We start from the raw sequence: 22,225 nt of genomic DNA, 5'->3' as shown, positions 1-22,225 counted from the left end.
GGTCAGCCGATCGCGAGCCGGACCTCGTCCTGCCCGGCGACGACCCGCACAGGTCCGTGGACGCGGCCCGCGACGGCCACCTGCACCGACCAGTCGGGCGGGGTGTGGCTCGCGCTGACGCGCACCTCGGTGCCGGCACGCTCGACGACGAAGCGGGCGGGCGGGCGGGTGCTCTCGTCGCCGCCACGAGGGACGAGCACCTCCGTCCGCGCACCGTCCTGCGGCTCGACCACGTGCAGCACCACGCCCTGGGCGTAGTCGTAGTCGGGACGGTCGCTACGTGCACCGAGCGGGACCACCGTCCCGGGCCGGACCAGCAGGGGCAGGGACTGCACGTCGTGCCGCTGCCGGTCCCAGCGCGGCCCGGTCACCTGTGCACCGCTCAGCAGGTCGGTCCAGGTCCCCGCCGGGACGTAGACGTCCACCACCCCCTCGGCGTCGAAGACCGGGGCGACGAGCAGGGCGTCACCGAGCATGTACTGGGTGTCGACCGTCGCCGCACCACGGTCCTCGGGGAACTCGAGCACCATCGGCCGCATCATCGGCGTCCCGTCCGTGTGCGCCTCCTCGGCGACCCGCGCCAGGTAGGGCATCAGCGACATCTTGAGCCGGGTGAAGCGCCGGGTGACCTCGACCGCTTCCTCGTCGAACGCCCAGGGCACCCGGTAGGAGCCCGAGCCGTGCAGCCGCGAGTGCGAGGAGAGCAGCCCGAAGGCGAGCCAGCGCTTGAACACCGTGGGATCCGGGGTGCCCTCGAAGCCGCCGATGTCATGGCTCCAGTAGCCGAAGCCTGACAAGGACAGCGACAGACCGCCGCGCAGCGACTCGGCCATGGCCTCGTAGGTCGACCAGCAGTCACCGCCCCAGTGCACCGGCAGCTGCTGCCCGCCGGCCGTCGCCGACCGGGCGAACAGCACCGCCTCGCCCTCCCCCCGGCGCCGGACCAGGAGGTCGAAGACGCTCCGGTTGTACAGCTGGGCGTAGTAGTTGTGCATCCGCTCGGGGTCGGAGCCGTCGTGCCAGACGATCCCGTCGGTGGGGATCCGCTCGCCGAAGTCCGTCTTGAACGCGTCGACCCCCATCCCGATCAGGCGGTCGAGGTGGCCGGTGAACCACGCGGTGGCCTCCGGGTTGGTGAAGTCCACCAGCCCCATGCCGGCCTGCCACTTGTCCCACTGCCACACCGAGCCGTCCGTCCGACGCACCAGGTAGCCGCGGGAAGCGGCCTCGGCGAAGAGCGGCGAGCGCTGCGCGATGTAGGGGTTGATCCACACGCAGATGCGCAGGCCCCGGTCCTTCAGACGGGTGAGCATCCCCTCGGGGTCGGGGAAGGTCCTGGGGTCCCACTCGAAGTCGCACCAGTTGAGCTCGCGCATCCAGAAGCAGTCGAAGTGCACCACGCTGAGCGGCAGGTCACGCTCGGCCATCCCCTCCACGAAGCGGGTCACCGTTGCCTCGTCGTAGTCGGTCGTGAAGGACGTGGACATCCACAGCCCGTACGACCACGTGGGCACCCGTGCCGGCCGTCCGGTCAGGGCGGTGTAGCGCCGCAGGATCTCCTTGGGGCTCGGGCCGTGGATGACCAGGTACTCCAGCGACTGCCCGCGGACGCTGAACTGCGTGCGAGAGGTGTTCTCCGAGGCGATCTCGAACGAGACGAGCTCGGGCTGGTTCACGAAGACGCCGTACCCCTGGTCGGTCAGGTAGAAGGGCACGTTCTTGTAGGCCTGCTCGCTCGACGTCCCGCCGTCGGCGTTCCAGATGTCCACGCTCTGCCCGTTCTTGACGAACGGTCCGAACCTCTCGCCCAGACCGTAGACGTGCTCCCCCACGCCGAGCGTCAGCTGCTCGTGGACGTGGGTCTCGCCCTGGTCGGTCGTCACGACCCCCGTGGCCTTGTGCGGGCTCGAGGTCAGCACGCGCCCTCCGGCCCGGAACTCCACGTTCCACCGGTCGCCGCGCTGGACGTGGACCGACAGGCCTCCCGAGGTCAGCACACCGACGGTGTCGTCCACCTCGATGTCCACGGGGACCCGTGCGGGCCCCTCGAGAGCGAAGTGCGGGCCGCGGTCGAGACCGCCGGTGTGGTTCTCGACGCGCACCCGGATGACGTCGGGCATGGGTGAGCTGTACGTGAGTGTCACCACCGGACGGTTGAGGGTGTCGCCCCGGGTGCGGATCGCGCTGGTCGGGGCGTACACCGTCATGGCGTCGTCCTGCGCCCAGACGTCGTAGGCCTGGGCGGGGTGGGCCGGGTGCATGCCCTCGCGGACCATCCAGTACCCGTCGGTGAACTTCATGGGGTCTCGTCGCTCTCGGTCGGCAGGTGGGTCGGGTCGTGAGTGGGACGCGGGGGCGTTCGGTGGCGGCCGGTCACTTGACCGCCCCGGCCGTGATGCCCCGGGTCAGCGTGCGCTGGAAGATGAAGAAGAAGATGACCGCGGGCAGCAGGCTGATCAGCGAGCCTGCGTTGATCGTGGGAGCGTCCATCAGCCGGTCACCCTGGAGCGAGGCGAGGGCCACCGGGATCGTCTGCGTCGCGTTGTCGATCAGCATGACGAGCGGGATGAAGAACTCGTTCCATGTCCAGATGAAGAAGAAGATGACGAGCACCGCGAGGGTCGGCCGGGAGATCGGGAAGACCACCCGCCAGAGCACCTGCCACCTGCTTGCCCCGTCCAGGGCGGCCGCCTCGAGCACCGACGGCGGGAACGTCGAGAGCACCGAGGACAGCAGGTACGTGCCGAAGGCGCTCTGGATCACGGTGAAGATGATGATCACCGAGAGCTGGGTGTTGTAGAGCCCGGTCTCCTTGGCCAGGAAGTACAGCGGGTAGACCAGCGCCTCCTGCGGCAGCATGTTCGCGAGCAGGAAGAGGGTCACGATCCACATCCGACCCTTGACCCGTCCGATGCCCAGCGCGTACGCGTTGAACAGGGAGACGACGGTCGCCAGGATCGCCACCGAGCCACTGATCACGATCGAGTTCGCGAGCTTGCCCGGGTAGTCGACCCGGTTCCAGAAGTTCACCAGCCCGTCGGTGTACAGGCTCGTGGGCAGGCTCAACGGCCCGTTCGCCGAGTAGTCGGCCGGGGACTTGAAGGCGTTGAGGAGCATGATGGCGAACGGCACCATCATCGCCGCGGCGACCAGGACGGTCACCGCGAGCACGAGCCAGCGCAGCGAGCCGCGGTGCAGGCGGTCCCTGCTGCGGTCGGCGCCTGCCGCGCCGGACGGTCCGGGCCGGTCAGGGCCGGCGGCACCGGGCGCCAGGGGTGTGCGTCCCAGGACGACGGGCTCGGTGGTCATCAGCGACTCTCCTTGCGCTCGCTCGCCATCTGGAACCGGATGAACGCGATGGACACGATGATCACGATGACCGTCAGCACCGTCGCGATCGCCGCCCCGTAACCCACCTGGGACCGTGCGAAGAAGTTCTGGTACGCGAAGTAGGACGGGACGTTGGTCGAGTTCTCCGGTCCGCCGCGGGTCAGCACGAAGATCGGACCGAAGACCTTGAGCGCGGCGATGGTGCAGGTCAGCGTGACCACGAAGGTCTCGGGCTTGATCTGCGGGATGGTGATCGCCCGGAAGCGACGGAACCACCCCGCGCCGTCGAGCTCGGCCGCCTCGTACAGCTCGGGGTCCACCCGTTGCAGCGCGGCCATGAAGATGACGACCGGGTAGCCGATCTGCACCCAGATCATCACCATCATGACCGTCGGCAGGGCCGTGCTGGTGTCCCCGAGCCAGTTCAGGGCGAGCTGCTCGAGCCCCAGCTGGCGCAGCGTGACGTTGAGCGCCCCGGTCTGCGGGTTGAGGATCCAGCCCCACAGGATGCCCGCGACCGCGACCGGCAGGATCTGGGGCAGGTAGTAGGTGGCCCGCAGGATGCTCGCGACCCGCCCGTCGAACCTCTTGCCGAGGAAGTCGAACAGGACCGCGGCGAGGAGCAGCCCGATCAGCGTCGGCACCACGACCATCGCGACGATCATCGCGATCGAGTTGCGGAAGGACATCCAGAACGTCGCGTCGGAGAGCAGCCGGACGTAGTTGTCCAGGCCGATCCACTGCGGGTCGCCGATCCCGGCCCATCGCGTCATCGAGAAGTACAGGTTCATGAAGAAGGGCACCACGATGACCCCCAGGAACAGCACCGCTCCCGGGATCAGGTAGAACCAGTACCCCCCGCGCCCCGAGCGATCAGGGCTCCGTCGCGCCGGGCGGGTGCCCGTCGATGCCTCATGCACGGTCGTCGTCGCCATCGGGCGGCCTCCGGTGTCGCTGGACGTTCGGGGTGGGACCGACGGGGCCGGTTGTCACCGGCCCCGTCGGTGAGGTCATCCGACGTTGGCGACGCCGTCGTCGTAGGCCGAGCCGATCTCGGTCAGCACCTGCTCGGGCGTCTTGGACTGGTTGATCAGGGACTGGAAGCCAGAGACCAGGACGTCGTAGAACCCGGGGACCGGCCAGTCGGGGTAGAACGCCAGCCCGTCGTTCTCGAGCACCTCGTTGAAGGCGGTGATGAGCTCCTGGCTCTTGGCGTCGGTGATGTCCGCCGGGTCGGCGGCCAGCGGGAGGCCACCGTTGTTGCCCAGGATCGCCTGGATCTCAGGGCGCATCGTGATGTCGATGAACTCGTAGGCCAGCTCCTTGTTGCGCGAGTTCTCCGGGACCACCCAGAGGTTGCCGCTCGAGCCGGCGTTCAGGGTGTTCCCCGGGAAGTTGAAGATGCCCCAGTCGAAGCCCTCGATCTCCGAGACGAACCGGCCGTACCACCAGGAGCCCGAGACGATCATCGGGCTGCTGCCGTTGATGAACGCGACGCCCATGTCCTCGGCCTGGATGCTCGCGGAGTCCTCGGCGACGTAGCCCGCGTCGACCCACGCGTCGAAGGTCTGGGCGCCGTAGAGCAGCGGATCCGCCCCGAAGTCCACCTCGTCGGCGTAGGTCTGGTACGCGGTGACGAAGTCCCGGTCGGCGCGGCTCAGGGCGAGCTGGTAGAACAGCTGGCCTGCCGGGTACTCCGCGCCGGCCATGCCCAGGGGCGTGATGCCCGCCTCGAGGAAGGTGTCCATCGCGGACTCCATCTCGGCCAGGGTCGAGGGGACCTCCACGCCGTGCTCCTCGAACAGGTCCCGGTTGAAGTACACCGTGACGAACTCGCCGTAGTTGGGCACGCCGTACCAGCTGCCCGAACCCATCACGCCGCGCTCGTCGTAGCGAGCGGTCGTCTGGATGCTCTCAGGGAGCGCCGACGCCCAGCCGCGCTCCTCGGCGACGTCGGTGAGGTCGGTCAGCAGGCCCTGCGAGGAGAGCAGCCCCGCCGTCGCGTTGCCCTTGTTGTACTCCATGATGTCGGGCCCCTCGTCGGAGCTGAGGACCATGCCGGCCGTCTGCTGGATCTGCTCGAAGGCCTTGCGCTCGAACTCGACGGTCGCCCCCGTCTCCTCCTCGAAGATGCGGATGGCCTCGTCCCAGGCGATGCCCATCGCCCCGTTCTCGCTCTCGTAGTGCCAGAGCTTGAGGGTGCCCCCCTCAGCGGCACCCTCCCCGGCAGCACCGTCGTCGCCGCCGCTGCAGGCTGCCAGGGCGAGCGGGATGACCAGGAGGCCGGCTACTGCTCCGGCGCGTGTACGTGTGCCCATGTCCTTCTCCTCGTTGAGTGATGGGTGGTGCTGATCGGTGGGATCGACCGACCGCGACCGGAGGACCGGTCGTGGTCGGAGGTCAGCTGCGGTCGGGGGACCGTGCGGGGGCGGTGCTGCCGCCGATCTCGAGGCGACAGCTGATCAGGACGGGGGCCGGGCCACCGGGCCCACCCCCGACGAGCCGGACGAGCGCCTCGACGCCCAGCCGGCCGAGCTCGGCGCCCGGGGCGTGCATGGTGGTCAGCGGCGGGTTGCTCATCGCACCGACGCCCGGGGACGTGACGATCGAGAGCACCGAGAAGTCCTCGGGGATCCGTAGACCCCGGTCCTGGAGCTCGACGGTCGCGCCGAAGGTCGCGATCTCGTTCATGGTGACCACCGCGGTCATCCGCGGCTCACGGGCCAGCAGCTCGGCCATCGCCTCGCGGCCTGCCCCCGGGCTCTCGTGGCAGAGCACGTCGTGCGGCTCGAGACCCCGGCGGACCATCGCCTCACGGAAGCCCTGCTGACCTCGCAGCGTGGGGGCGTACCGGGCGGCGTGGCTCGCGGCCGAGTGGTTGAGGAAGCCGATGTGACGGTGCCCGAGGTCCACCAGGTGCGCGACGGCGTCCTCGGTGGTGCGGTCGAAGTCGATGTCCACGCAGGTCAGCCCGTCGACGTCGGCCGTCCGGCCGATCAGCGTGAAGGGAAGACCCGCGGTGTGCAGGGCGTCGACGCGATCGTCCTGGAGACGGACCTCCATGAGCAGGACCCCGTCAGCCATGCCCTGGTGGACCAGGTCGCGGATCTCCTCGGCCTGGTCCGCGCCGAACGGCCACAGGACGAGGTGGTAGCCGTGCTCCTTGGCGGTCCGGGCAGCGCTCGCGACGAACTCCGTCACCGTCCCGCTGATGCCGACGTCCATCGCCGGGAAGATCAGCGCCAGGGTGCGGCTGCGACGGCTGGCCAGGCCCTGGGCAAGGGCGTTGGGCCGGAACCCGAGCTCTCTCATGGCCTCGTCGATGCGCGCCTTGGTCGAGGCGGAGACCGGACGTGCCCCGCTCAGCGCGTACGAGACCGTGCTGAGCGACACGTTCGCGCGTCGCGCGACGTCCTGCATGGTCGCCATCCCAGCCTCCGTTGGCCGGTGCCGCCCCGCCGGTGGCAGGGAGCACGGTGCGTCGTGGTCGTCCATCCGGTGGGCCCGGACGAGTCGAAGCGCTTCGTCGAAGCGCTTCGACGATTGATAGTGTTCATCAAACAAAAGGGGCGCGTCAAGGGTCCGCCAGGTCACGGATCGGTATCGGTGACCTGTGGACCGACGGACGGGACGCCGAGAGCGATCGTCGCGAGCGCGCCGCGACCGTCAGTCGTGCGGGGGCGGGACCCTCATCCGCGCGGGGCGACCCACCGGCCGGCCCGCAGCACCCGCAGCGGGAGCAGGGCGTCGTCGACCAGCACGAGATCGGCACGACGGCCCACCTCGAGCGCCCCGATGTCGGTGCGCCCCAGGACCGCCGCTGGCGTGGTCGATGCCGCCTGGACCGCGTCGACGAGCGGCACACCGCATCCCACGGTCCACCGCACCACGTCCAGGAGGTGAGCCGTCCCGCCCGCGATCGAGTCGCCGTCCACCAGACGGGCGACGCCGTCGGTCACCCGCACCTGGACCGGCCCGAGGTCGTAGCGCCCGTCCGCCATGCCCGCGGCGGCCATCGCGTCGGTCACCAGTGCCACCGATCCCGGACCGACGAGGTCGAAGACCGCCTTCGCCGTCGCCGGGGCCAGGTGCACCCCGTCGGCGATCAGCTCGACCACCGCTCGCCCGCGGGCGGCCGCGGACAGGCAGGCCGCGATCGGGCCGGGGTCACGGTGGTGCAGCGGGCGCATCCCGTTGAACAGGTGGGTGGCCGTGGGACGGCCCGACCGCGTCCCCGCCTCGGCCAGCCGCTCGAACGCCGAGTCCAGCGCCTGCTCCACCTCTTCTGCCGACCCGTCGGTGTGCCCGATCGAGGGGATCGCCCCGACCTGCGTCAGCGCTACGAGGGCGCCGTCCGCACCACCCACTCCGGCGACCTCGGGGGCGATCGTCATCGTCACCAGGTGGCCCCGCGCCGCCTCCGCGACGTCACGGACGAGCTGGGCGTCCCCCGCCACCATGAGCGAGGGGTTCTGCGCCCCGCACCGGGTCCGCGACAGGAACGGACCCTCCAGGTGGATACCCGCGAGCTCCCCCTCGTCGGCCAGCCCCGCCAGCAGGGCGGTCCGGGCGAGGAGCGTCTCGGCGTCCGCTGTCACCAACGAGGCGACCAGGCTCGTGGTGCCGTGCCGCAGGTGCTCGTCGATCGCGACGCGCGCCGTCGCCGTGTCGAGAGCGTCCGGGAAGCTGGCCCCTCCCCCGCCGTGGCAGTGCACGTCGACCAGCCCGGGCAGGATCGTGCTCGGCGACCCGGCGGCTGCGAGGTCCGGGAGCTCGGCGCCCTCGGGTGCACGGTCGGCCCGGCCCACCCAGGTGAGGAGCTGCCCGTCGACCACCACGACACCGTCGTCGATGACCTCGAGGGGTGTCACGACCCGGCCGCGCAGGACGAGTCGGCCAGGTGCGGGGGTGAACAGTTCGGCAGTGTCGATGACCATGCCTCCATTCTGGTCCCCCGGCGACCTCAGGGTGCGAGCCGTTCGACCCTCCATCGCGGAGCGTCGCCCTGCACCTCCCGCGTGTACCTGAGCCGGTCGTGGAGCCGCGAGGCCCGTCCCTGCCAGAACTCGACCGTGCCCGGCACGACCCGGAAACCGCCCCAGTGGTCGGGCACCGGCACCTGCGCCCCCGTCGGGTAGCGGTCACGCAGCTCGGCGAAGCGCTGCTCGAGCACTGCCCTTCCGACCAGGACGCTCGACTGCTCGCTGGCCCACGCCCCCAGCTGCGACTCGTGCGGTCGGCTACGGAAGTAGTCCTCCGTCTGCGCCCGGTCGACCTGCTCGACCGCGCCGACGACCACGACCTGACGGTCGATCTCGAACCAGGGGAAGGTCAGTGACGCCCTCGGGTTGGCCAGCATCTCCCGGCCCTTGCGGGATCCGTGGTTCGTGTAGAGCACGAAACCGCGCTCGTCGACCTGCTTGAGCAGCACCGTCCGGCTGGACGGCACACCGTCGGACGACGCTGTCGCGAGCACCATCGCGTTGGGCTCGGTCAGCCCGCCGGCGACCGCGTCGTCGAACCACCGCTGGAACTGCGCGAACGGGTCCGGGGCGAGATCGTGCTCGCCGAGGACCGACCGCACGTAGCTGCGTCGCAGCGCGGCGAGATGGGCACGACGACGCGCCGCGTCGTCCGGGGGGTCGCTCTCCATGGCTCGATCCTCCACCCGTGCGCAGCTCGGACGCCGGGTGGGTCAGAAGAGCCGTGAGCCGACGTCGTCGACCCCGCGCATCGCGTCGTAGTCGAGCACCAGGCAGCTGATCCCACGGTCCTGGGCGAGCACCCGCGCCTGAGGCTTGATCTCCTGGGCGGCGAAGACACCCCGCACCGGGGTCAGGTGCGGGTCACGGTTGAGGAGCTCGAGGTAGCGCGTCAGCTGCTCGACCCCGTCGATGTCGCCCCGCCGCTTGATCTCCACCGCGACCGACCGCCCCGCGCTGTCGCGAGCCAGGATGTCAACAGGTCCGATCGCCGTCGGGTACTCCCGCCGGACCAGGCTGTGCCCAGTCCCCAGGAGCTGGATCTGCTCGGCCAGCAGCGCCTGCAGGTGCGCCTCCACCCCGTCCTTCACCAGACCAGGATCCACACCCAGCTCGTGGGCCGAGTCGTGCAGCACGTCGTGGAGCTCGATCTCGAGCCGGTCGTCGGTCTTGGTGTGCTGGACATGCCAGACCTGGGTCACCCCTCGGTCAGCGGCCTCGGTGTCGGGTGGCGCCACCGCGAGCGTGCACGGCGGGCTCATCCAGTTCAACGGCTTGTACGAGCCGCCGTCGGAGTGCAGCAGCACGCTGCCGTCGGCCTTGACCACCAGCAGGCGGGTCGCCAGGGGCAGGTGGGCCGCCAGGCGACCGCTGTACCGGGCCGAGCAGCGGGCGACGACGAGCCGCATCAGACCACCGGACCCGTGCGCCGAGGGCCGGACTCGAGCCAGGAGACCAGTCCCGCGCACGCCTCGGCCGACATGGTCAGGTCGAACTCGACGCGGCCGTGACGGCACCTCACCACGAGCATCCTGTTCGGTCCTTCCTGATCGTTCAGAGGCCTGCGGTCGAGCACGGTGAGCTCGTCGCGACGCCACGTGTGCACAGGCCGTGGCGAGAGCGAGCGGGTACGCCACCAGTCGAGCCTGCCCACGGCGTACTGGGCGGTCCCACCGACCGGTGAGGTCGCAGCGACCTCCGCCCCGTCGGGTTCGTCAGCCGGCCGCCAGCCGCAGCTGAACGAGCCGACCCGCTGGGTCAACGTCCTGCGCCTGGACTCGAAGAGACCTGCGACACCCACGACCATCAGCAGCAGCACGCCGACGGTCAGCAGGACGACGTACGGCTCCACCGGAGGTGTCTCAGCCGGCGGTGGGAGTGGTCAGCCCCGAGGGGGTCTCCCCCTCGGTGACCGCGTCGACGACGACCGTCACGTGGTCGAAGTCGACCGAGAGGAATCCCGCGTCGATGGTGACTCGGCGCGGCTCGCCGCCCGAGACAGGCACGATCCGCACCGTTCCGGCGCGCAACGTGGCCAGGAACGGGGCGTGACCAGGCAGGATGCCCACGTCGCCATCCGCGGCGGGGGCTCGGACCATGCTCGCCTCGCCCGACCAGACCTTGCGGTCGGCCGCGACGAGGTCGACCTGCAGGTGTGCCACGGGGTGCTCCTCGGGTCGAAGTACGTGGGGGGCGGAGTGCTGGAGGTGCTCAGCCGAGCTCGGACTGGATCCGAGCGGCGTTGCGCTCGAGGTCCTCCAGACCACCGATGTTGAAGAAGGCCTGCTCGGGGATGTGGTCGAACTCCCCGTCGGCGATCTTCGTGAACGCCTCGATGGTCTCGGTCAGCGGCACCGTCGAGCCCGCCACACCGGTGAACTGCTCGGCCATGTAGGTGTTCTGCGAGAGGAACTGCTGGATGCGTCGCGCACGGGCGACGACGACCTTGTCCTCCTCGGAGAGCTCGTCGACACCGAGGATCGCGATGATGTCCTGGAGCTCCTTGTTGCGCTGCAGGATCTGCTTGACGCGGACCGCAGCGTCGTAGTGGTCCTGACCGACGTAGCGCGGGTCCAGGATCCGTGAGGTCGACGCCAACGGGTCGACGGCCGGGTACAGGCCGCGCGAGGCGATCTCGCGGGACAGCTCGGTCGTCGCGTCGAGGTGGGCGAAGGTGGTCGCCGGCGCCGGGTCGGTGTAGTCGTCGGCCGGGACGTAGATCGCCTGCAGGGAGGTGATCGAGTGGCCACGCGTGGAGGTGATGCGCTCCTGGAGCTGGCCCATCTCGTCGGCGAGATTCGGCTGGTAGCCGACAGCCGAGGGCATCCGTCCCAGCAGGGTGGAGACCTCCGAGCCCGCCTGGGTGAAGCGGAAGATGTTGTCGATGAAGAGCAGGACGTCCTGCTTCTGCACGTCGCGGAAGTACTCGGCCATCGTCAGCGCCGACAGGGCCACGCGCAGACGCGTGCCCGGCGGCTCGTCCATCTGGCCGAAGACGAGTGCGGTCTGCTTGATGACGCCCGAGTCGGTCATCTCCTCGATGAGGTCGTTGCCCTCACGGGTGCGCTCGCCGACGCCCGCGAAGACCGACACACCGTTGTGGTTGTTGGCGACGCGGTAGATCATCTCCTGGATGAGGACCGTCTTGCCGACGCCCGCACCACCGAAGAGGCCGATCTTCCCGCCCTGGACGTACGGGGTGAGCAGGTCGATGACCTTGATGCCCGTCTCGAACATCTGGGTCTTGGACTCGAGCTGGTCGAAGGCCGGGGGCTTGCGGTGGATGGGCCAGCGCTCGGTGATCTCGAGCTTCTCGCCCTCCTGGAGGTTGAGCACCTCACCCGTCACGTTGAAGACGTGACCCTTGGTCACGTCACCCACCGGAACGCTGATCGGCTCACCCGTGTCGGTCACGACCGAGCCGCGCACGAGGCCGTCGGTCGGCTTGAGCGCGATCGCTCGGACCATCGAGTCGCCCAGGTGCTGGGCGACCTCGAGGCCCAGGACGAAGGACTGCTCGCCCTCGCCCTGCGCCGAGAGGTCGATCGGGACCGTCAGCAGGTTGTACATCTCGGGGATCGCGTCGGTCGGGAACTCGATGTCGACGACCGGGCCGATCACCCGTGCGACCCGGCCCGTGCCGGCCGGGCCCGTCGGCGTCGCCGCGGTGTCGGTGGTGGTGGCAGTCATGTCTCTCTCGCTTCGCTCGACCGGAGCTGGCCCCGGTGGGTTGGTGCGGTCTTCGTGTCTGTGGTGCAGGCCATCAGGAGGCGGCCAGCGCGTCCGCGCCGGACACGATCTCGCTGATCTCCTGGGTGATCTCGGACTGGCGGGCCTGGTTGGCCAACCGGGTGTACATCCGGATGAGGTCCTCGGCGTTCTCCGTCGCAGTGTGCATCGCCCGCTGCCGCGCCGCGAGCTCCGAGGCCGCAGCATGGAGCAGACAGCTGTAGATGCGGCTCTGGATGTACCTCGGCAGGAGCGCGTCGAGCACGACCTCGGGCGAGGGCTCGAACTCGTAGAGCGGGAGGGGCTCCTCGCCCGGCTCCATGACCCCCTCGACGACCTCGAGCGGCAGCATCCGCACCACCCGGGGGGTCTGCGTGACCATGTTGACGAAGTGCGTGTAGACCACGTGCAGCTCGCCGCAGCCGCCCTCGTCGGTGTCCGCGAGGAACGCGTCGAGCAGGGTGTTCGCGATCTCCTGCGCCGTCTCGGCCGTCGGGGAGTCCGAGGCCCCCGTCCACCGCCCCGCGAGCTCGCGGTGCCGGAAGGTGTAGAAGGAGACCGCACGCCGACCCGTGACGTACAGCACGACCTCCTTGCCACGCTCGAGCTGCTCGGCGATCAGCTTCTCCCCCTCGCGCAGCACCGACGCTGAGTAGGCACCCGCCATGCCGCGGTCGGAGGTCACCAGCAGGACGGCGACCCTGTTGTTCTCGGGCCGCTCGGTGGTCAGCGGGTGGTCGACGTCCGCGTGGGTCGCGACCGCCGAGACGGCCCGGGTGATGGCGCGCGCGTACGGGGACGCCGCGGTCATCCGACTCCGCGCCTTGCCGATGCGCGAGGCCGCGATGAGCTCCATCGCGCGGAAGATCTTCTTGAGCGACTGAGTCGACTTGATCCGCTGTCGGTAGACGCGCTGCTGACCCGCCATGCTCAGCCCCGCTTCTGCTTGACGATCTGCTCCTGCTCGACGTCCGCAGCCGGCTCGGTCTCGTCGACGCTCGGCAGCTCGGCGGCCGCTCCGCTGCCTGACACGAACCCGGCCGCGAACTCGTCGACGGCCTCGGCCAGCGCGGCCTCGGTGTCGTCCGAGAGCTGCCCGGTCTCGGCGATGGTCGTGAGCACCGAGGTGTGCCGGCGCAGGTGGTCGATCATCTCGCGCTCGAAGCGGCGCACGTCGGACAGCGCGACCTTGTCGAGCTTGCCCTTGGTACCGGCCCAGATCGCCACCACCTGGTCCTCGACCGGGTACGGCGAGTACTGAGGCTGCTTGAGCAGCTCCATCAGGCGCGCACCGCGGGTGAGCTGCTGGCGGGACGCGGCGTCCAGGTCGGAGGCGAACATCGCGAACGCCTCGAGCGACCGGAACTGCGCCAGGTCGATCTTGAGCGTGCCGGAGACCTTCTTCATCGCCTTGACCTGCGCGGAGCCTCCGACGCGGGACACCGAGATGCCGACGTCGACGGCCGGCCGCTGGTCGGCGTTGAAGAGGTCCGACTGCAGGAAGATCTGGCCGTCGGTGATCGAGATCACGTTGGTGGGGATGTAGGCCGAGACGTCGTTGGCCTTGGTCTCGATCATCGGCAACCCGGTCATCGAGCCCGCGCCCAGCTCGTCACTGAGCTTCGCACACCGCTCGAGCAGCCGGGAGTGCAGGTAGAAGACGTCGCCGGGGTAGGCCTCACGGCCCGGCGGGCGACGCAGCAGCAGCGACACGGCACGGTAGGCCTCGGCCTGCTTCGACAGGTCGTCGAAGATGATCAGGACGTGCTTGCCCGCGTACATCCAGTGCTGACCGATGGCCGAGCCGGTGTAGGGGGCGAGGTACTTGAAGCCTGCGGGGTCGGAGGCGGGCGCCGCGACGATCGTCGTGTACTCCAGGGCACCGGCCTCCTCGAGGGCACCGCGCACCGCGGCGATGGTCGAGCCCTTCTGACCGATCGCCACGTAGATGCACCGGACCTGCTTGGTCGGGTCCCCGGTCGCCCAGTTGGCCTTCTGGTTGATGATCGTGTCGATCGCGATCGCCGTCTTGCCGGTCTGCCGGTCACCGATGATCAGCTGACGCTGGCCACGACCGATCGGGATCATCGCGTCGATCGCCTTGAGGCCGGTCTGCAGCGGCTCGTGGACGCTCTTGCGTGCCATGACACCCGGTGCCTGCAGCTCGAGCGCACGGCGGCCCTCGGTGGCGACCTCGCCCAGGCCGTCGATCGGGGTGCCGAGCGGGTCGACCACCCGGCCCAGGTACCCGTCGCCGACGGGGACCGAGAGAACCTCGCCCGTGCGACGGACGACCTGGCCCTCCTCGATGCCGGTGAACTCACCGAGCACCACCACACCGATCTCGCGGACGTCCAGGTTGAGCGCGAGGCCGAGCGTGCCGTCCTCGAACTCGAGCAGCTCGTTGGCCATCGCCCCCGGCAGACCCTCGACCTGGGCGATGCCGTCCCCGGCCAGGGTGACCCGACCGACCTCTTCGCGCACGGCGCCCTGGGGCTCGTAGGACTTCACGAAGCTGTCCAGCGCCGCCCGGATCTCCTCGGGCCTGATCGTCAGCTCAGCCATAGCTTCTCTCCTGTCATGACCCCACCGTCGGTGCGGTCGTCATGTTCTGCGCGGGCCCAGCGGGCCCGATGTCATGTCGTGCGGTGGTCAGCCGGCCAGCCGGCGTCGGGCGTCCTCGAGCCGGGCCAGGACCGTCGAGTCGACGACCTCCGGACCGACCTGGATCCGCAGGCCTCCGATGACCTCGGGGTCCACGGAGATGTTGAGCTGGACCGAGCGACCGTAGGCACGCTCGAGCAGCCCGGAGAGGCGTTCGATCTGCGCCGAGGTCAGCACCGATCCCGAGGTCACGGCAGCGACCAGTCGCTGCCGGCGCCGAGCGGCGAGCCGCCCCAGCAGAGCGAGCGTGGCCGTCATCCGCCGGCCCCGTGGAGCCACCGCCGCGCGCTCGACGAGCTGCAAGGTCACGGGGTGGACCTTGCCGGCGAGCAGGTTGCGCGCGAGCGCCGCCCTCAGCGCCGGGGTGACGCTCCGGTCGGTCAGGCCCTGCCGCAGCTGTCGCTGACCCACCAGCATGCGGTCGATCCGGAACAGCTCGTCCTCGACCTCCTCGAGGACACCCGAGGACTGCGCAGCCGCCAGCACGGAGTCGGCGGCGAGCTCCTCGAGGGCGTCGACCAGGTCGGCCTCGGCCGACCAGCGGGACCGCGCCACCGCCGAGACCAGGTCGATCGTGCGGTCGTCGACCTTCCCTGCGAGCAGCTCGCTGACGAGCCCCGCCTTGTCCTGACCACTGCGGGACGGGTCGCTCAGCGCGCGCCGCAGCGAGCCCGACGAGTCGAGCGCGTCGACCACGGAGAAGACCTGCGCGCCGATCGTGGCCGCGTCGTCGCCCGCGCCGCGCAGGACCGGCTCGAAGCTTGCGGCGACCGCCTCGAGTGACGCCTGACCCGTGCCGCGCATCAGGCGTTGTCCGCCACGGTCTGCGCCTCGAGGTCGTCGAGGAACCGGTCGATGACCCGTGACTGCCGGGCCGCGTCGGCCAGCGACTCACCCACGATGCGCGAGGCGAGCTCGGTGGCCAGGGTGCCCACCTCGGCACGCAACGACACCGCGGCCTGCTGACGCTCGGCCTCGATCTGCCGCTGGGCGTTCTCGAGGATCCGTGCGGCGTCGTCGGTGGCCTTGGTGCGCAGCTCGGTGACGATCGCGGTGCCCTCGACCCGAGCGTTCTCCCGGATCTGCCCGGCCTCGGCGCGCGCCTCGGCCAGCAGTCGCTTGTACTCCTCGAGCGCCTCCTTGGCCTCGGCCTGCGCGGACTCGGCGCGGGCGATCCCGCCCTGGATGAGCTCGGTGCGCTCGTCCAGGATGCGGTTGAAGGTCGGCAGGACCTTCTTGACGAAGACGAAGGCGATGAGCGCCAGTGCCGCGAGCGAGCCGATGACGTCGTACAGCGGCGGGATGAACAGCCAGATGCCCTCGGGGACCTCACCCGCCTCGGCAGCCAGCGTCATGACGTCGTTCATCAGAAGATCAGACCCGCGACCAGACCGATGAGGCCGAGCGCCTCGACCAGGGCCATGCCGATGAACATGTTGATCCGGAGCTGACCGGCGACCTCAGGCTGGCGGGCCGTGGCCTCCTGGGTCTTGGCCACGAGGATGCCGATGCCGATACCCGGGCCGAGCGTCGCCAGGCCGTAGCCGACCGTCGCGATGTTGCCCGAGACCTCGGCGAGAGTGGTGCTGTCCACGGTGTTTCCTTCCCTGGTCCCCACGCCTGCAGCGCGGGGTGTGGTCATGTCGGTCGTGCAACGGCCGCGGGGTGCGGCCGGCGGTGGGTCAGTGCGCCTCCTGCGAGAGGTTGATGTAGACCGCCGTCAGGAGGGTGAAGATGTACGCCTGGAGCGCTGCGATGAAGATCTCGAAGATCGTGAAGGCGAAGGCGGCGCCGAAGGTCACCACGCCCACGGCCTTGACCGCGCCCGAGGCCTCGACGAACAGGTAGTTCGTCAGGGCGAAGAAGATGACCAGCAGCAGGTGCCCGGCCAGCATGTTCGCCATGAGACGGATGGTGAGCGTCGCAGGCCGCAGGATGAAGGTCGAGATGAGCTCGATCGGCGCCAGGATGATGTAGATCGGCCACGGCACACCCGAGGGGAACAGGCTGGTGCGCAGGTAGCCGATCGGGCCGTGCGCCTTGATGCCCGCGTAGACGAAGGCGATCCAGGCCACCACGGCCAGGATCAGCGGCACGGCGACCACGCTGGTCGAGGCGATGTTCAGGAGCGGGACCACACCCGTGATGTTCATCGCCAGGATCGCGAAGAACAGCGTCGTCAGCAGCGGGACGAAGGGGCGCGCATGGGCCTTGCCCAGGACCTCCTCGGCGATGTTGACCCGGACGAAGTCCAGACCCATCTCGGCGATGTTCTGGGCACGGCCCGGGATCAGGCTGGCCCGACGGGCCACGAGCCAGAACAGGGTGCAGAGCACCAGGGCGGCCACGAACCGGACCAGCGTGATCCGGTTGAACTCGAAGATCGTTCCTTCGAAGGCGATCGCCGGCGGGAAGAACTCGCCGATGTTGGGGACGTGGAACCCGCCGTCCTCACCGGGAGCGGCGAGCAGGAGGTTCGTCGCTGCGGTGATCAGAGCGCACTCCCCGAGATCGAGAGGTACCGCGGCACGGGCACGCATGCCCGCCGTCGGACCTTGGTCGTAGTGGAACGCCGAAATCCTAACCTATTGTGCCGCTCCGCCCGACCGGCCGTCCGCTGCTTGTGCACCGGCTCACAGCTCCGGGTGCCCCGCTCGACGCCGGGGTGCTCACCGGTCCTCACGTCTGCCCGGTGTACGGGACACGTCCCGTGCTCACGGCACGGAAGTCCACGAAGACCGAGCCCAGGACACCCACGATCACCACGACACCCAGCACGCCCGAGTCGTAGAAGTCCAGGTCGCGCAGTACGGCGATCGCGACGATCAGGAGCAGCATCTTGGCGATCCAGGTGCCCACGAGCGCAGCGCTGGCCGTGGTGACCGACGAGCCGGCCGTGCGCAGCATCGCCACCACGGTGCTGCCGCTGAAGACCGCGACGATGACCGTGCCGATCAGCGCGCCCCACACCCCCGGGGTCCCCCGCAGGGCGGCGCCTGCCGCGATGCCGACCACGGCGATCACGGTGACCAGGACCAGGACGTCACGCAGCGCGCGGCGGAAGACCGCGCGCAGCGCCTCGGTCGAGGAGTGGGCAGCCCGACCGTGCGCTGCCGAGGCGTCCCCGGACGGGTCGGGGGCGGCGCCGGTCGGTTCGGGTGCGGTCATCGTGGTGCTCCTTGCGTGAGGGAGGGACGGATCCTGCCACGGAGCGGACCGAGGGTCAGCAGCGCGGCGACGAGAGCCCCTGCTCCGGTGATGGACAGCGCGGTCAGGGTGGGCAGCACCACGAGGGAGGCCGCCCCGAACGAGAACAGCGCGGTCCAGAGGTACATGATCACCACCGCCCGGCGGTGCGAGTGGCCCAGCTGGAGCAGCCGGTGGTGCAGGTGCATGCGGTCGGGATGGAACGGCGACCGCCCGGCGCCGACCCGTCGGATCACCGCGAGACCCATGTCCAGCAGCGGGAGCACCAGCACGGCCACCGGCAGCAGGATCGGCACGAGGGCGGGGATCCGCTGACGGTCCGAGACCACTGCCGTGTCGATCTGACCCGTCACGATGATCGCCGCTGCCGCGATGGTCAGGCCGATGAGCATCGACCCCGAGTCGCCCATGAAGATGCGCGCCGGATGGAAGTTGTGCGGCAGGAACCCCAGGCACGCCCCCACGAGCACCACCACCACCAGGCTCGCGAGGTTGGAGTAGTCGGCAGCGTTCGCCTCGACCGAGAGCAGGTAGGTGTAGACGAAGAAGCCGGTGCCCCCGATCGCGATCAGCCCCGCGGCCAGGCCGTCCAGCCCGTCGACGAAGTTCACCGCGTTGATCGCGACCACGACGACCAAGACGGTCATCGCGAGTGACATGCCCGCCGACGGGATGGTCTGCCCGGCGATCGGCAGGGCGTAGAGCTGGACCTCGGCCTGCCATGCCAGCAGACCCGCGGCCAGCACCTGCCCGATGAGCTTGGTGATCCAGTCGAGGTCCCAGATGTCGTCGGCCACCCCGAGCGCGCAGACCAGCCCGGCTCCCCCCAGGATCCACCACACGGTGTCCGAGGCGGCGAAGACCCCTGCGAGGAACGGCATCTGCGAGGCGAAGAGCAGTGCCACCGTCATCCCCAGCAGCATCGCCACCCCGCCCAGGCGGGGCGTCGGCAGCACATGGACGTCACGGGCCCGTACCGCGGTGATCGCCCCGACGCGGAGCGCGACCCAGCGCGCGAGCGGGGTGGTCAGGTACGTCACGGCTGCGGAGAGCAGCATGACCAGCAGGTAGACCCTCACCCGGCACCCTGCTCGGGTGCGGGCCGCGACGGGTCCGGGCGTGGCTGGACGGGCTGGTCGAGGTCGGCCACGGGGGTCACCGCGCGCAGGTCGGCGAGTGCGACGGCGCCCGCCCGGACCAGTCGGAGATCGCCCGAGGTCGCGTCGACGATCGTGGAGGCGACCCCGCCCGGGGCTCGACCCGCGTCGAGGTAGACCCGGACCGAGCTCCCCAGCTGGTCAGCCGCCTCGTGCGCGGTCAGCGCCGCCGGCATCCCGGTGCGGTTCGCGCTCGACACCGCGAGCGGCCCCGTGCGCCGCAGCAGTGCCAGAGCCGCGGGGTGGTCGGGCACCCGGACGGCCACCGTGCCCCGCGTCTCGCCGAGGTCCCAGGCCAAGGAGGGCTGAGCCCGGCAGATCACGGTGAGCCCACCCGGCCAGAAGACCTCCACGAGGTCACGGACCGCCTGCGGGACCTCGTCGCAGATGCCGTCGAGGGTCCGGACGTCGGAGACGAGCACGGGTGGGGGCATCTGCCGTCCGCGGCCCTTGGCCGCGAGGAGAGCGGCCACCGCTGCAGGGGCGAAGGCGTCGGCAGCGATGCCGTAGACGGTGTCGGTCGGGAGCACGACGAGCTCGCCGCGGCCGAGGGCGTTGACGGACTCGTCGACCGCCGGCCCCCAGGTCGAGGGGTCGGTGCAGTCCATGACGCGCGGGGTGGTCACGGCGGCGAGTCTTTCACGTGCCGTCGCCCGACCCGTGCCACCACCATGCGATCGCGCCCTGTCAGATCGGGGAGCGTCCGGACGTCGACGAAGACTCCGGACGCCTCGACGGCGCGTCGCACGGCGGACGCCTGCACCTCGGCGTGCTCCATGACCAGAACCCCACCGGGACGGAGCAGCCGCGCGGCGGCGCCGATCACCCCGCGCGGCACGGTCAGACCGTCCGGGCCGAGCCCGTACAGCGCCACCTGCGGGTCGTGGTCGCGGACCTCAGGGTCGCGGGGCACGGCGTCACCGGGGATGTACGGGGGGTTGGAGACCACCACGTCGACCGTGCCGTCCAGGTCCCGCAGCGCGGTGCGGGCATCGGCACGGACCAGCCTGACGTCACTGCCACGGCGGTCGAGATTCCGGCGGGCCCAGGCCACGGCCTCGGCGTCGAGCTCGACCGCATGGACCACCGCGCCCGGCACCTCGGCCTCGACCGCGAGAGCGATCGCCGCCGAGCCGGCGCACAGGTCGACCACCACCACCCGCCCGTGCTCGGCCAGCACCTGCCGCGCGGACCGGACCGCCACCTCGGCGACCTGCTCGGTCTCGGGACGAGGGACGAAGACCCCGGGGCCGACCAGCAGCTCGATGTCACGGAACGGCGCCGTCCCGGTCAGGTGCTGCAGCGGCTCCCGGAGCGCCCGACGTGCGACCAGGGCGGCCAGTCCCTGCGGGGCCGGCCGGCCGAGCACGGCGTCGGCGACGACCTCTCCCCGCGATCGGCCGGTCAGGTGCGCGACCAGGACCTCGGCCTCGGCGCGAGCCGGACCGACACCCGCTGCGGTCAGCTGTCGAGCTGCCTCGCGCAACGCCTGGTCCAGCGGGAGCAGGTCGATGCCCGCAGGGTCGGGCCGACCCTGCTCGGGCGCCGCGTCGTGAGGCTCCTCGACAGCTCGCACGGTCACGCGTCCGCGGCGGGCTCGGCCAGCCGAGCGGCGTCGTCGGCATCGATCGCCGAGCGCACCACCGGGTCCAGGTCGCCGTCCAGGACGTGGTCGAGGTTGTAGGCCTTGTAGCCGGTGCGGTGGTCGGCGATGCGGTTCTCGGGGAAGTTGTACGTCCGGATCCGCTCGGAGCGATCGACCGTCCGCACCTGGGAGCGCCGGACCTCGGAGGCCGCCGCAGCAGCCTGCTCCTGCTGCAGGGCCAGCAGCCGGGCCCGCAGGATGCGCAGCGCCGACTCCTTGTTCTGCAGCTGGGACTTCTCGTTCTGGCACGAGACGACCAGCCCTGAGGGGACGTGGGTGATGCGGACCGCCGAGTCCGTGGTGTTGACCGACTGCCCACCCGGACCCGAGGAGCGGAAGACGTCGATGCGCAGGTCGTTGGCGTCGATCTGCACCTCGTCGACGTCGTCCACCTCGGGCAGCGCCACGACCCCGGCAGCCGAGGTGTGGATACGCCCCTGGGACTCGGTGACCGGGACTCGCTGGACCCGGTGGACGCCCCCCTCGTACTTCAGGTGCGCCCACACGCCCTGCGCGGGGTCGACCGGACCGCTCCCCCGCGACTTGACCGCCAGGGTGACGTCCTTGTAGCCGCCGAGGTCGGACCGGGTCGACTCCAGGACCTCGGTGCGCCACCCGTGCCGCTCGGCGTATCGCAGGTACATGCGCAGCAGGTCGGCGGCGAAGAGCGCCGACTCCTCCCCGCCCTCGCCCGCCTTGATCTCGAGCAGTGCGTCACGGGCGTCATCGGGGTCTCGCGGGACCAGGACGCGACGCAGCTCCGCCTCGGCCTCGTCGGCCAGCGCCCGAAGCCCGGGCAGCTCGGCCGCGAAGGCGGCGTCGACCTCAGCGAGCTCGGCGGCGGCACCCGCGTCGCCGGCAGCCTGCTCCCACGCGCGGTAGGCGCCGACGACACGTCCGAGCTCGGCGTAGCGCCGACCCAGGGCGCGGGCACGACCGGCGTCGGCGTGCACGGCGGGGTCGGCGAGCTGTGCCTCGATGTCGGCGTGCTCGGCGAGCAAGGGCTCCACGGCACCGAACGTCTCGCTCATCGCACGGCCTCCTGGTCGCTGGGCCCCTTGCCCGACGTGACGCGGAGCCGGTCGGGTCGTCGTCTGGTCGACGTCACGCACGACGACGCCGGCGGGCCATGCCTGCCCGACCCGAGGGTGGGGCGGGCCGGTCCGCCGGCGTCGTGGGGAGTGCTAGCTCGCGTCGTCGGCCTTCTTGCCGTCGTCGGCCTTCTTGCCGTAGCGCGCCTGGAACCGGGCCACGCGGCCGCCGGTGTCCAGGATCTTCTGCTTGCCCGTGTAGAAGGGGTGGCAGGCGCTGCACACGTCGGCGTGCAGGTGGCCCGAGGTCGCGGTGCTCCGCGTCTCGAAGGTGTTGCCACAGGTGCACGTCACCGTGGTCGGGACGTACGCCGGGTGGATGTCGCTCTTCACAGGGTTCTCCTCATTCGCGAGAGCCGCCGGGTCGCGAGCGCTGCTCGCTCACGTGAACCGGAGACCAAGGGGACAGTCTGCCAGAAC

Annotated in this window: 23 protein-coding genes; all 23 read right to left on the bottom strand. The window is 70.5% G+C overall.

Going from position 1 to position 22,225, the window contains the following annotated elements; genetic code table 11:
* Positions 1-2: 2 nt before the first annotated feature.
* Entirely contained in the window at positions 3-2,300 is a 2,298-nt protein-coding gene (yicI, locus tag M1R94_RS05535; RefSeq protein WP_249380678.1) for an alpha-xylosidase, read from the bottom strand.
* Positions 2,301-2,373: 73 nt separating this feature from the next.
* Positions 2,374-3,309 carry a carbohydrate ABC transporter permease gene (locus tag M1R94_RS05530; RefSeq protein WP_249380677.1) on the bottom strand — a complete coding sequence of 312 codons (936 nt, stop codon included), beginning with the start codon at positions 3,307-3,309 and terminating at the stop codon, positions 2,374-2,376.
* Complete coding sequence (locus M1R94_RS05525) at positions 3,309-4,265, bottom strand: carbohydrate ABC transporter permease (RefSeq protein WP_249380676.1); 957 nt, start codon at positions 4,263-4,265, stop codon at positions 3,309-3,311. The genes M1R94_RS05530 and M1R94_RS05525 overlap by 1 nt, the downstream gene beginning before the upstream one ends.
* A gap of 75 nt (positions 4,266-4,340) precedes the next feature.
* Positions 4,341-5,648, bottom strand: a complete 1,308-nt coding sequence (locus M1R94_RS05520; protein ID WP_249380675.1) for an ABC transporter substrate-binding protein — start codon at positions 5,646-5,648, stop codon at positions 4,341-4,343.
* A gap of 82 nt (positions 5,649-5,730) precedes the next feature.
* The gene (locus M1R94_RS05515) at positions 5,731-6,759 is read right to left on the bottom strand and encodes a LacI family DNA-binding transcriptional regulator (protein ID WP_249380674.1); all 1,029 of its coding nucleotides are present in this window, start codon (positions 6,757-6,759) and stop codon (positions 5,731-5,733) included.
* A gap of 260 nt (positions 6,760-7,019) precedes the next feature.
* Positions 7,020-8,267, bottom strand: coding sequence for an N-acetylglucosamine-6-phosphate deacetylase (locus tag M1R94_RS05510; protein ID WP_249380673.1), 1,248 nt, complete (start codon positions 8,265-8,267; stop codon positions 7,020-7,022).
* A 26-nt stretch (positions 8,268-8,293) separates the two neighbouring features.
* Entirely contained in the window at positions 8,294-8,983 is a 690-nt protein-coding gene (pdxH, locus tag M1R94_RS05505) for a pyridoxamine 5'-phosphate oxidase (RefSeq protein ID WP_249380672.1), read from the bottom strand.
* A gap of 42 nt (positions 8,984-9,025) precedes the next feature.
* Positions 9,026-9,721, bottom strand: coding sequence for an endonuclease NucS (gene nucS, locus M1R94_RS05500; protein ID WP_249380671.1), 696 nt, complete (start codon positions 9,719-9,721; stop codon positions 9,026-9,028).
* Positions 9,721-10,164 (bottom strand): DUF2550 domain-containing protein, encoded by a 444-nt coding sequence (locus M1R94_RS05495; RefSeq protein ID WP_249380670.1) that lies wholly within the window; start codon positions 10,162-10,164, stop codon positions 9,721-9,723. The genes nucS and M1R94_RS05495 overlap by 1 nt, the downstream gene beginning before the upstream one ends.
* Before the next feature lie 10 nt (positions 10,165-10,174).
* On the bottom strand, positions 10,175-10,474 hold the full coding sequence (locus M1R94_RS05490) for a F0F1 ATP synthase subunit epsilon (RefSeq protein ID WP_249380669.1): 300 nt from the start codon (positions 10,472-10,474) through the stop codon (positions 10,175-10,177).
* A gap of 49 nt (positions 10,475-10,523) precedes the next feature.
* Positions 10,524-12,002 (bottom strand): F0F1 ATP synthase subunit beta, encoded by a 1,479-nt coding sequence (gene atpD, locus M1R94_RS05485; RefSeq protein ID WP_249380668.1) that lies wholly within the window; start codon positions 12,000-12,002, stop codon positions 10,524-10,526.
* A 73-nt stretch (positions 12,003-12,075) separates the two neighbouring features.
* Positions 12,076-12,969 carry a F0F1 ATP synthase subunit gamma gene (locus M1R94_RS05480; protein WP_249380667.1) on the bottom strand — a complete coding sequence of 298 codons (894 nt, stop codon included), beginning with the start codon at positions 12,967-12,969 and terminating at the stop codon, positions 12,076-12,078.
* Positions 12,970-12,971: 2 nt separating this feature from the next.
* Complete coding sequence (atpA, locus tag M1R94_RS05475; protein WP_249380666.1) at positions 12,972-14,606, bottom strand: F0F1 ATP synthase subunit alpha; 1,635 nt, start codon at positions 14,604-14,606, stop codon at positions 12,972-12,974.
* 87 nt (positions 14,607-14,693) lie between these two features.
* Positions 14,694-15,509, bottom strand: a complete 816-nt coding sequence (locus M1R94_RS05470) for a F0F1 ATP synthase subunit delta (protein WP_249380665.1) — start codon at positions 15,507-15,509, stop codon at positions 14,694-14,696.
* Positions 15,509-16,072: a F0F1 ATP synthase subunit B gene (locus M1R94_RS05465; RefSeq protein ID WP_249380664.1), complete on the bottom strand. Its 564-nt coding sequence runs from the start codon at positions 16,070-16,072 to the stop codon at positions 15,509-15,511. The genes M1R94_RS05470 and M1R94_RS05465 overlap by 1 nt, the downstream gene beginning before the upstream one ends.
* The gene (gene atpE, locus M1R94_RS05460) at positions 16,072-16,299 is read right to left on the bottom strand and encodes an ATP synthase F0 subunit C (protein WP_249380663.1); all 228 of its coding nucleotides are present in this window, start codon (positions 16,297-16,299) and stop codon (positions 16,072-16,074) included. Before atpE ends, M1R94_RS05465 begins: the two co-directional genes overlap by 1 nt.
* Positions 16,300-16,387: 88 nt before the next feature.
* A complete protein-coding gene (gene atpB / locus M1R94_RS05455) occupies positions 16,388-17,245 on the bottom strand; it encodes a F0F1 ATP synthase subunit A (protein ID WP_249380662.1) in 858 nt (285 codons plus the stop codon).
* A 139-nt stretch (positions 17,246-17,384) separates the two neighbouring features.
* Complete coding sequence (locus M1R94_RS05450; RefSeq protein WP_249380661.1) at positions 17,385-17,873, bottom strand: hypothetical protein; 489 nt, start codon at positions 17,871-17,873, stop codon at positions 17,385-17,387.
* A complete protein-coding gene (locus tag M1R94_RS05445; protein WP_249380660.1) occupies positions 17,870-18,991 on the bottom strand; it encodes a glycosyltransferase family 4 protein in 1,122 nt (373 codons plus the stop codon). Before M1R94_RS05445 ends, M1R94_RS05450 begins: the two co-directional genes overlap by 4 nt.
* Complete coding sequence (locus tag M1R94_RS05440) at positions 18,988-19,695, bottom strand: L-threonylcarbamoyladenylate synthase (protein WP_374109430.1); 708 nt, start codon at positions 19,693-19,695, stop codon at positions 18,988-18,990. The genes M1R94_RS05445 and M1R94_RS05440 overlap by 4 nt, the downstream gene beginning before the upstream one ends.
* On the bottom strand, positions 19,692-20,582 hold the full coding sequence (gene prmC, locus M1R94_RS05435) for a peptide chain release factor N(5)-glutamine methyltransferase (protein WP_374109438.1): 891 nt from the start codon (positions 20,580-20,582) through the stop codon (positions 19,692-19,694). The genes M1R94_RS05440 and prmC overlap by 4 nt, the downstream gene beginning before the upstream one ends.
* A gap of 65 nt (positions 20,583-20,647) precedes the next feature.
* On the bottom strand, positions 20,648-21,745 hold the full coding sequence (gene prfA / locus M1R94_RS05430; RefSeq protein ID WP_249380659.1) for a peptide chain release factor 1: 1,098 nt from the start codon (positions 21,743-21,745) through the stop codon (positions 20,648-20,650).
* A 153-nt stretch (positions 21,746-21,898) separates the two neighbouring features.
* Positions 21,899-22,138 (bottom strand): 50S ribosomal protein L31, encoded by a 240-nt coding sequence (gene rpmE / locus M1R94_RS05425; protein ID WP_249380658.1) that lies wholly within the window; start codon positions 22,136-22,138, stop codon positions 21,899-21,901.
* Positions 22,139-22,225 lie beyond the last annotated feature (87 nt).

It is taken from the genome of Actinotalea alkalitolerans (assembly GCF_023369855.1).
Lineage (GTDB): Bacteria > Actinomycetota > Actinomycetes > Actinomycetales > Cellulomonadaceae > Actinotalea.
The sequence above is the reverse complement of the archived record's forward strand: the minus strand, read 5'-3'. Positions and strand labels throughout refer to the sequence as shown.

What these genes read in the sequence shown, in the direction of transcription:
- yicI (WP_249380678.1), bottom strand. Translation starts at nt 2,300, where the DNA reads ATGAAGTTCACCGACGGGTACTGGATGGTCCGCGAGGGCATGCACCCG.
- M1R94_RS05530 (WP_249380677.1), bottom strand. Translation starts at nt 3,309, where the DNA reads ATGACCACCGAGCCCGTCGTCCTGGGACGCACACCCCTGGCGCCCGGT.
- M1R94_RS05525 (WP_249380676.1), bottom strand. Translation starts at nt 4,265, where the DNA reads ATGGCGACGACGACCGTGCATGAGGCATCGACGGGCACCCGCCCGGCG.
- M1R94_RS05520 (WP_249380675.1), bottom strand. Translation starts at nt 5,648, where the DNA reads ATGGGCACACGTACACGCGCCGGAGCAGTAGCCGGCCTCCTGGTCATC.
- M1R94_RS05515 (WP_249380674.1), bottom strand. Translation starts at nt 6,759, where the DNA reads ATGGCGACCATGCAGGACGTCGCGCGACGCGCGAACGTGTCGCTCAGC.
- M1R94_RS05510 (WP_249380673.1), bottom strand. Translation starts at nt 8,267, where the DNA reads ATGGTCATCGACACTGCCGAACTGTTCACCCCCGCACCTGGCCGACTC.
- pdxH (WP_249380672.1), bottom strand. Translation starts at nt 8,983, where the DNA reads ATGGAGAGCGACCCCCCGGACGACGCGGCGCGTCGTCGTGCCCATCTC.
- nucS (WP_249380671.1), bottom strand. Translation starts at nt 9,721, where the DNA reads ATGCGGCTCGTCGTCGCCCGCTGCTCGGCCCGGTACAGCGGTCGCCTG.
- atpD (WP_249380668.1), bottom strand. Translation starts at nt 12,002, where the DNA reads ATGACTGCCACCACCACCGACACCGCGGCGACGCCGACGGGCCCGGCC.
- M1R94_RS05480 (WP_249380667.1), bottom strand. Translation starts at nt 12,969, where the DNA reads ATGGCGGGTCAGCAGCGCGTCTACCGACAGCGGATCAAGTCGACTCAG.
- atpA (WP_249380666.1), bottom strand. Translation starts at nt 14,606, where the DNA reads ATGGCTGAGCTGACGATCAGGCCCGAGGAGATCCGGGCGGCGCTGGAC.
- M1R94_RS05470 (WP_249380665.1), bottom strand. Translation starts at nt 15,509, where the DNA reads ATGCGCGGCACGGGTCAGGCGTCACTCGAGGCGGTCGCCGCAAGCTTC.
- M1R94_RS05465 (WP_249380664.1), bottom strand. Translation starts at nt 16,072, where the DNA reads ATGAACGACGTCATGACGCTGGCTGCCGAGGCGGGTGAGGTCCCCGAG.
- atpB (WP_249380662.1), bottom strand. Translation starts at nt 17,245, where the DNA reads ATGCGTGCCCGTGCCGCGGTACCTCTCGATCTCGGGGAGTGCGCTCTG.
- M1R94_RS05450 (WP_249380661.1), bottom strand. Translation starts at nt 17,873, where the DNA reads ATGACCGCACCCGAACCGACCGGCGCCGCCCCCGACCCGTCCGGGGAC.
- prfA (WP_249380659.1), bottom strand. Translation starts at nt 21,745, where the DNA reads ATGAGCGAGACGTTCGGTGCCGTGGAGCCCTTGCTCGCCGAGCACGCC.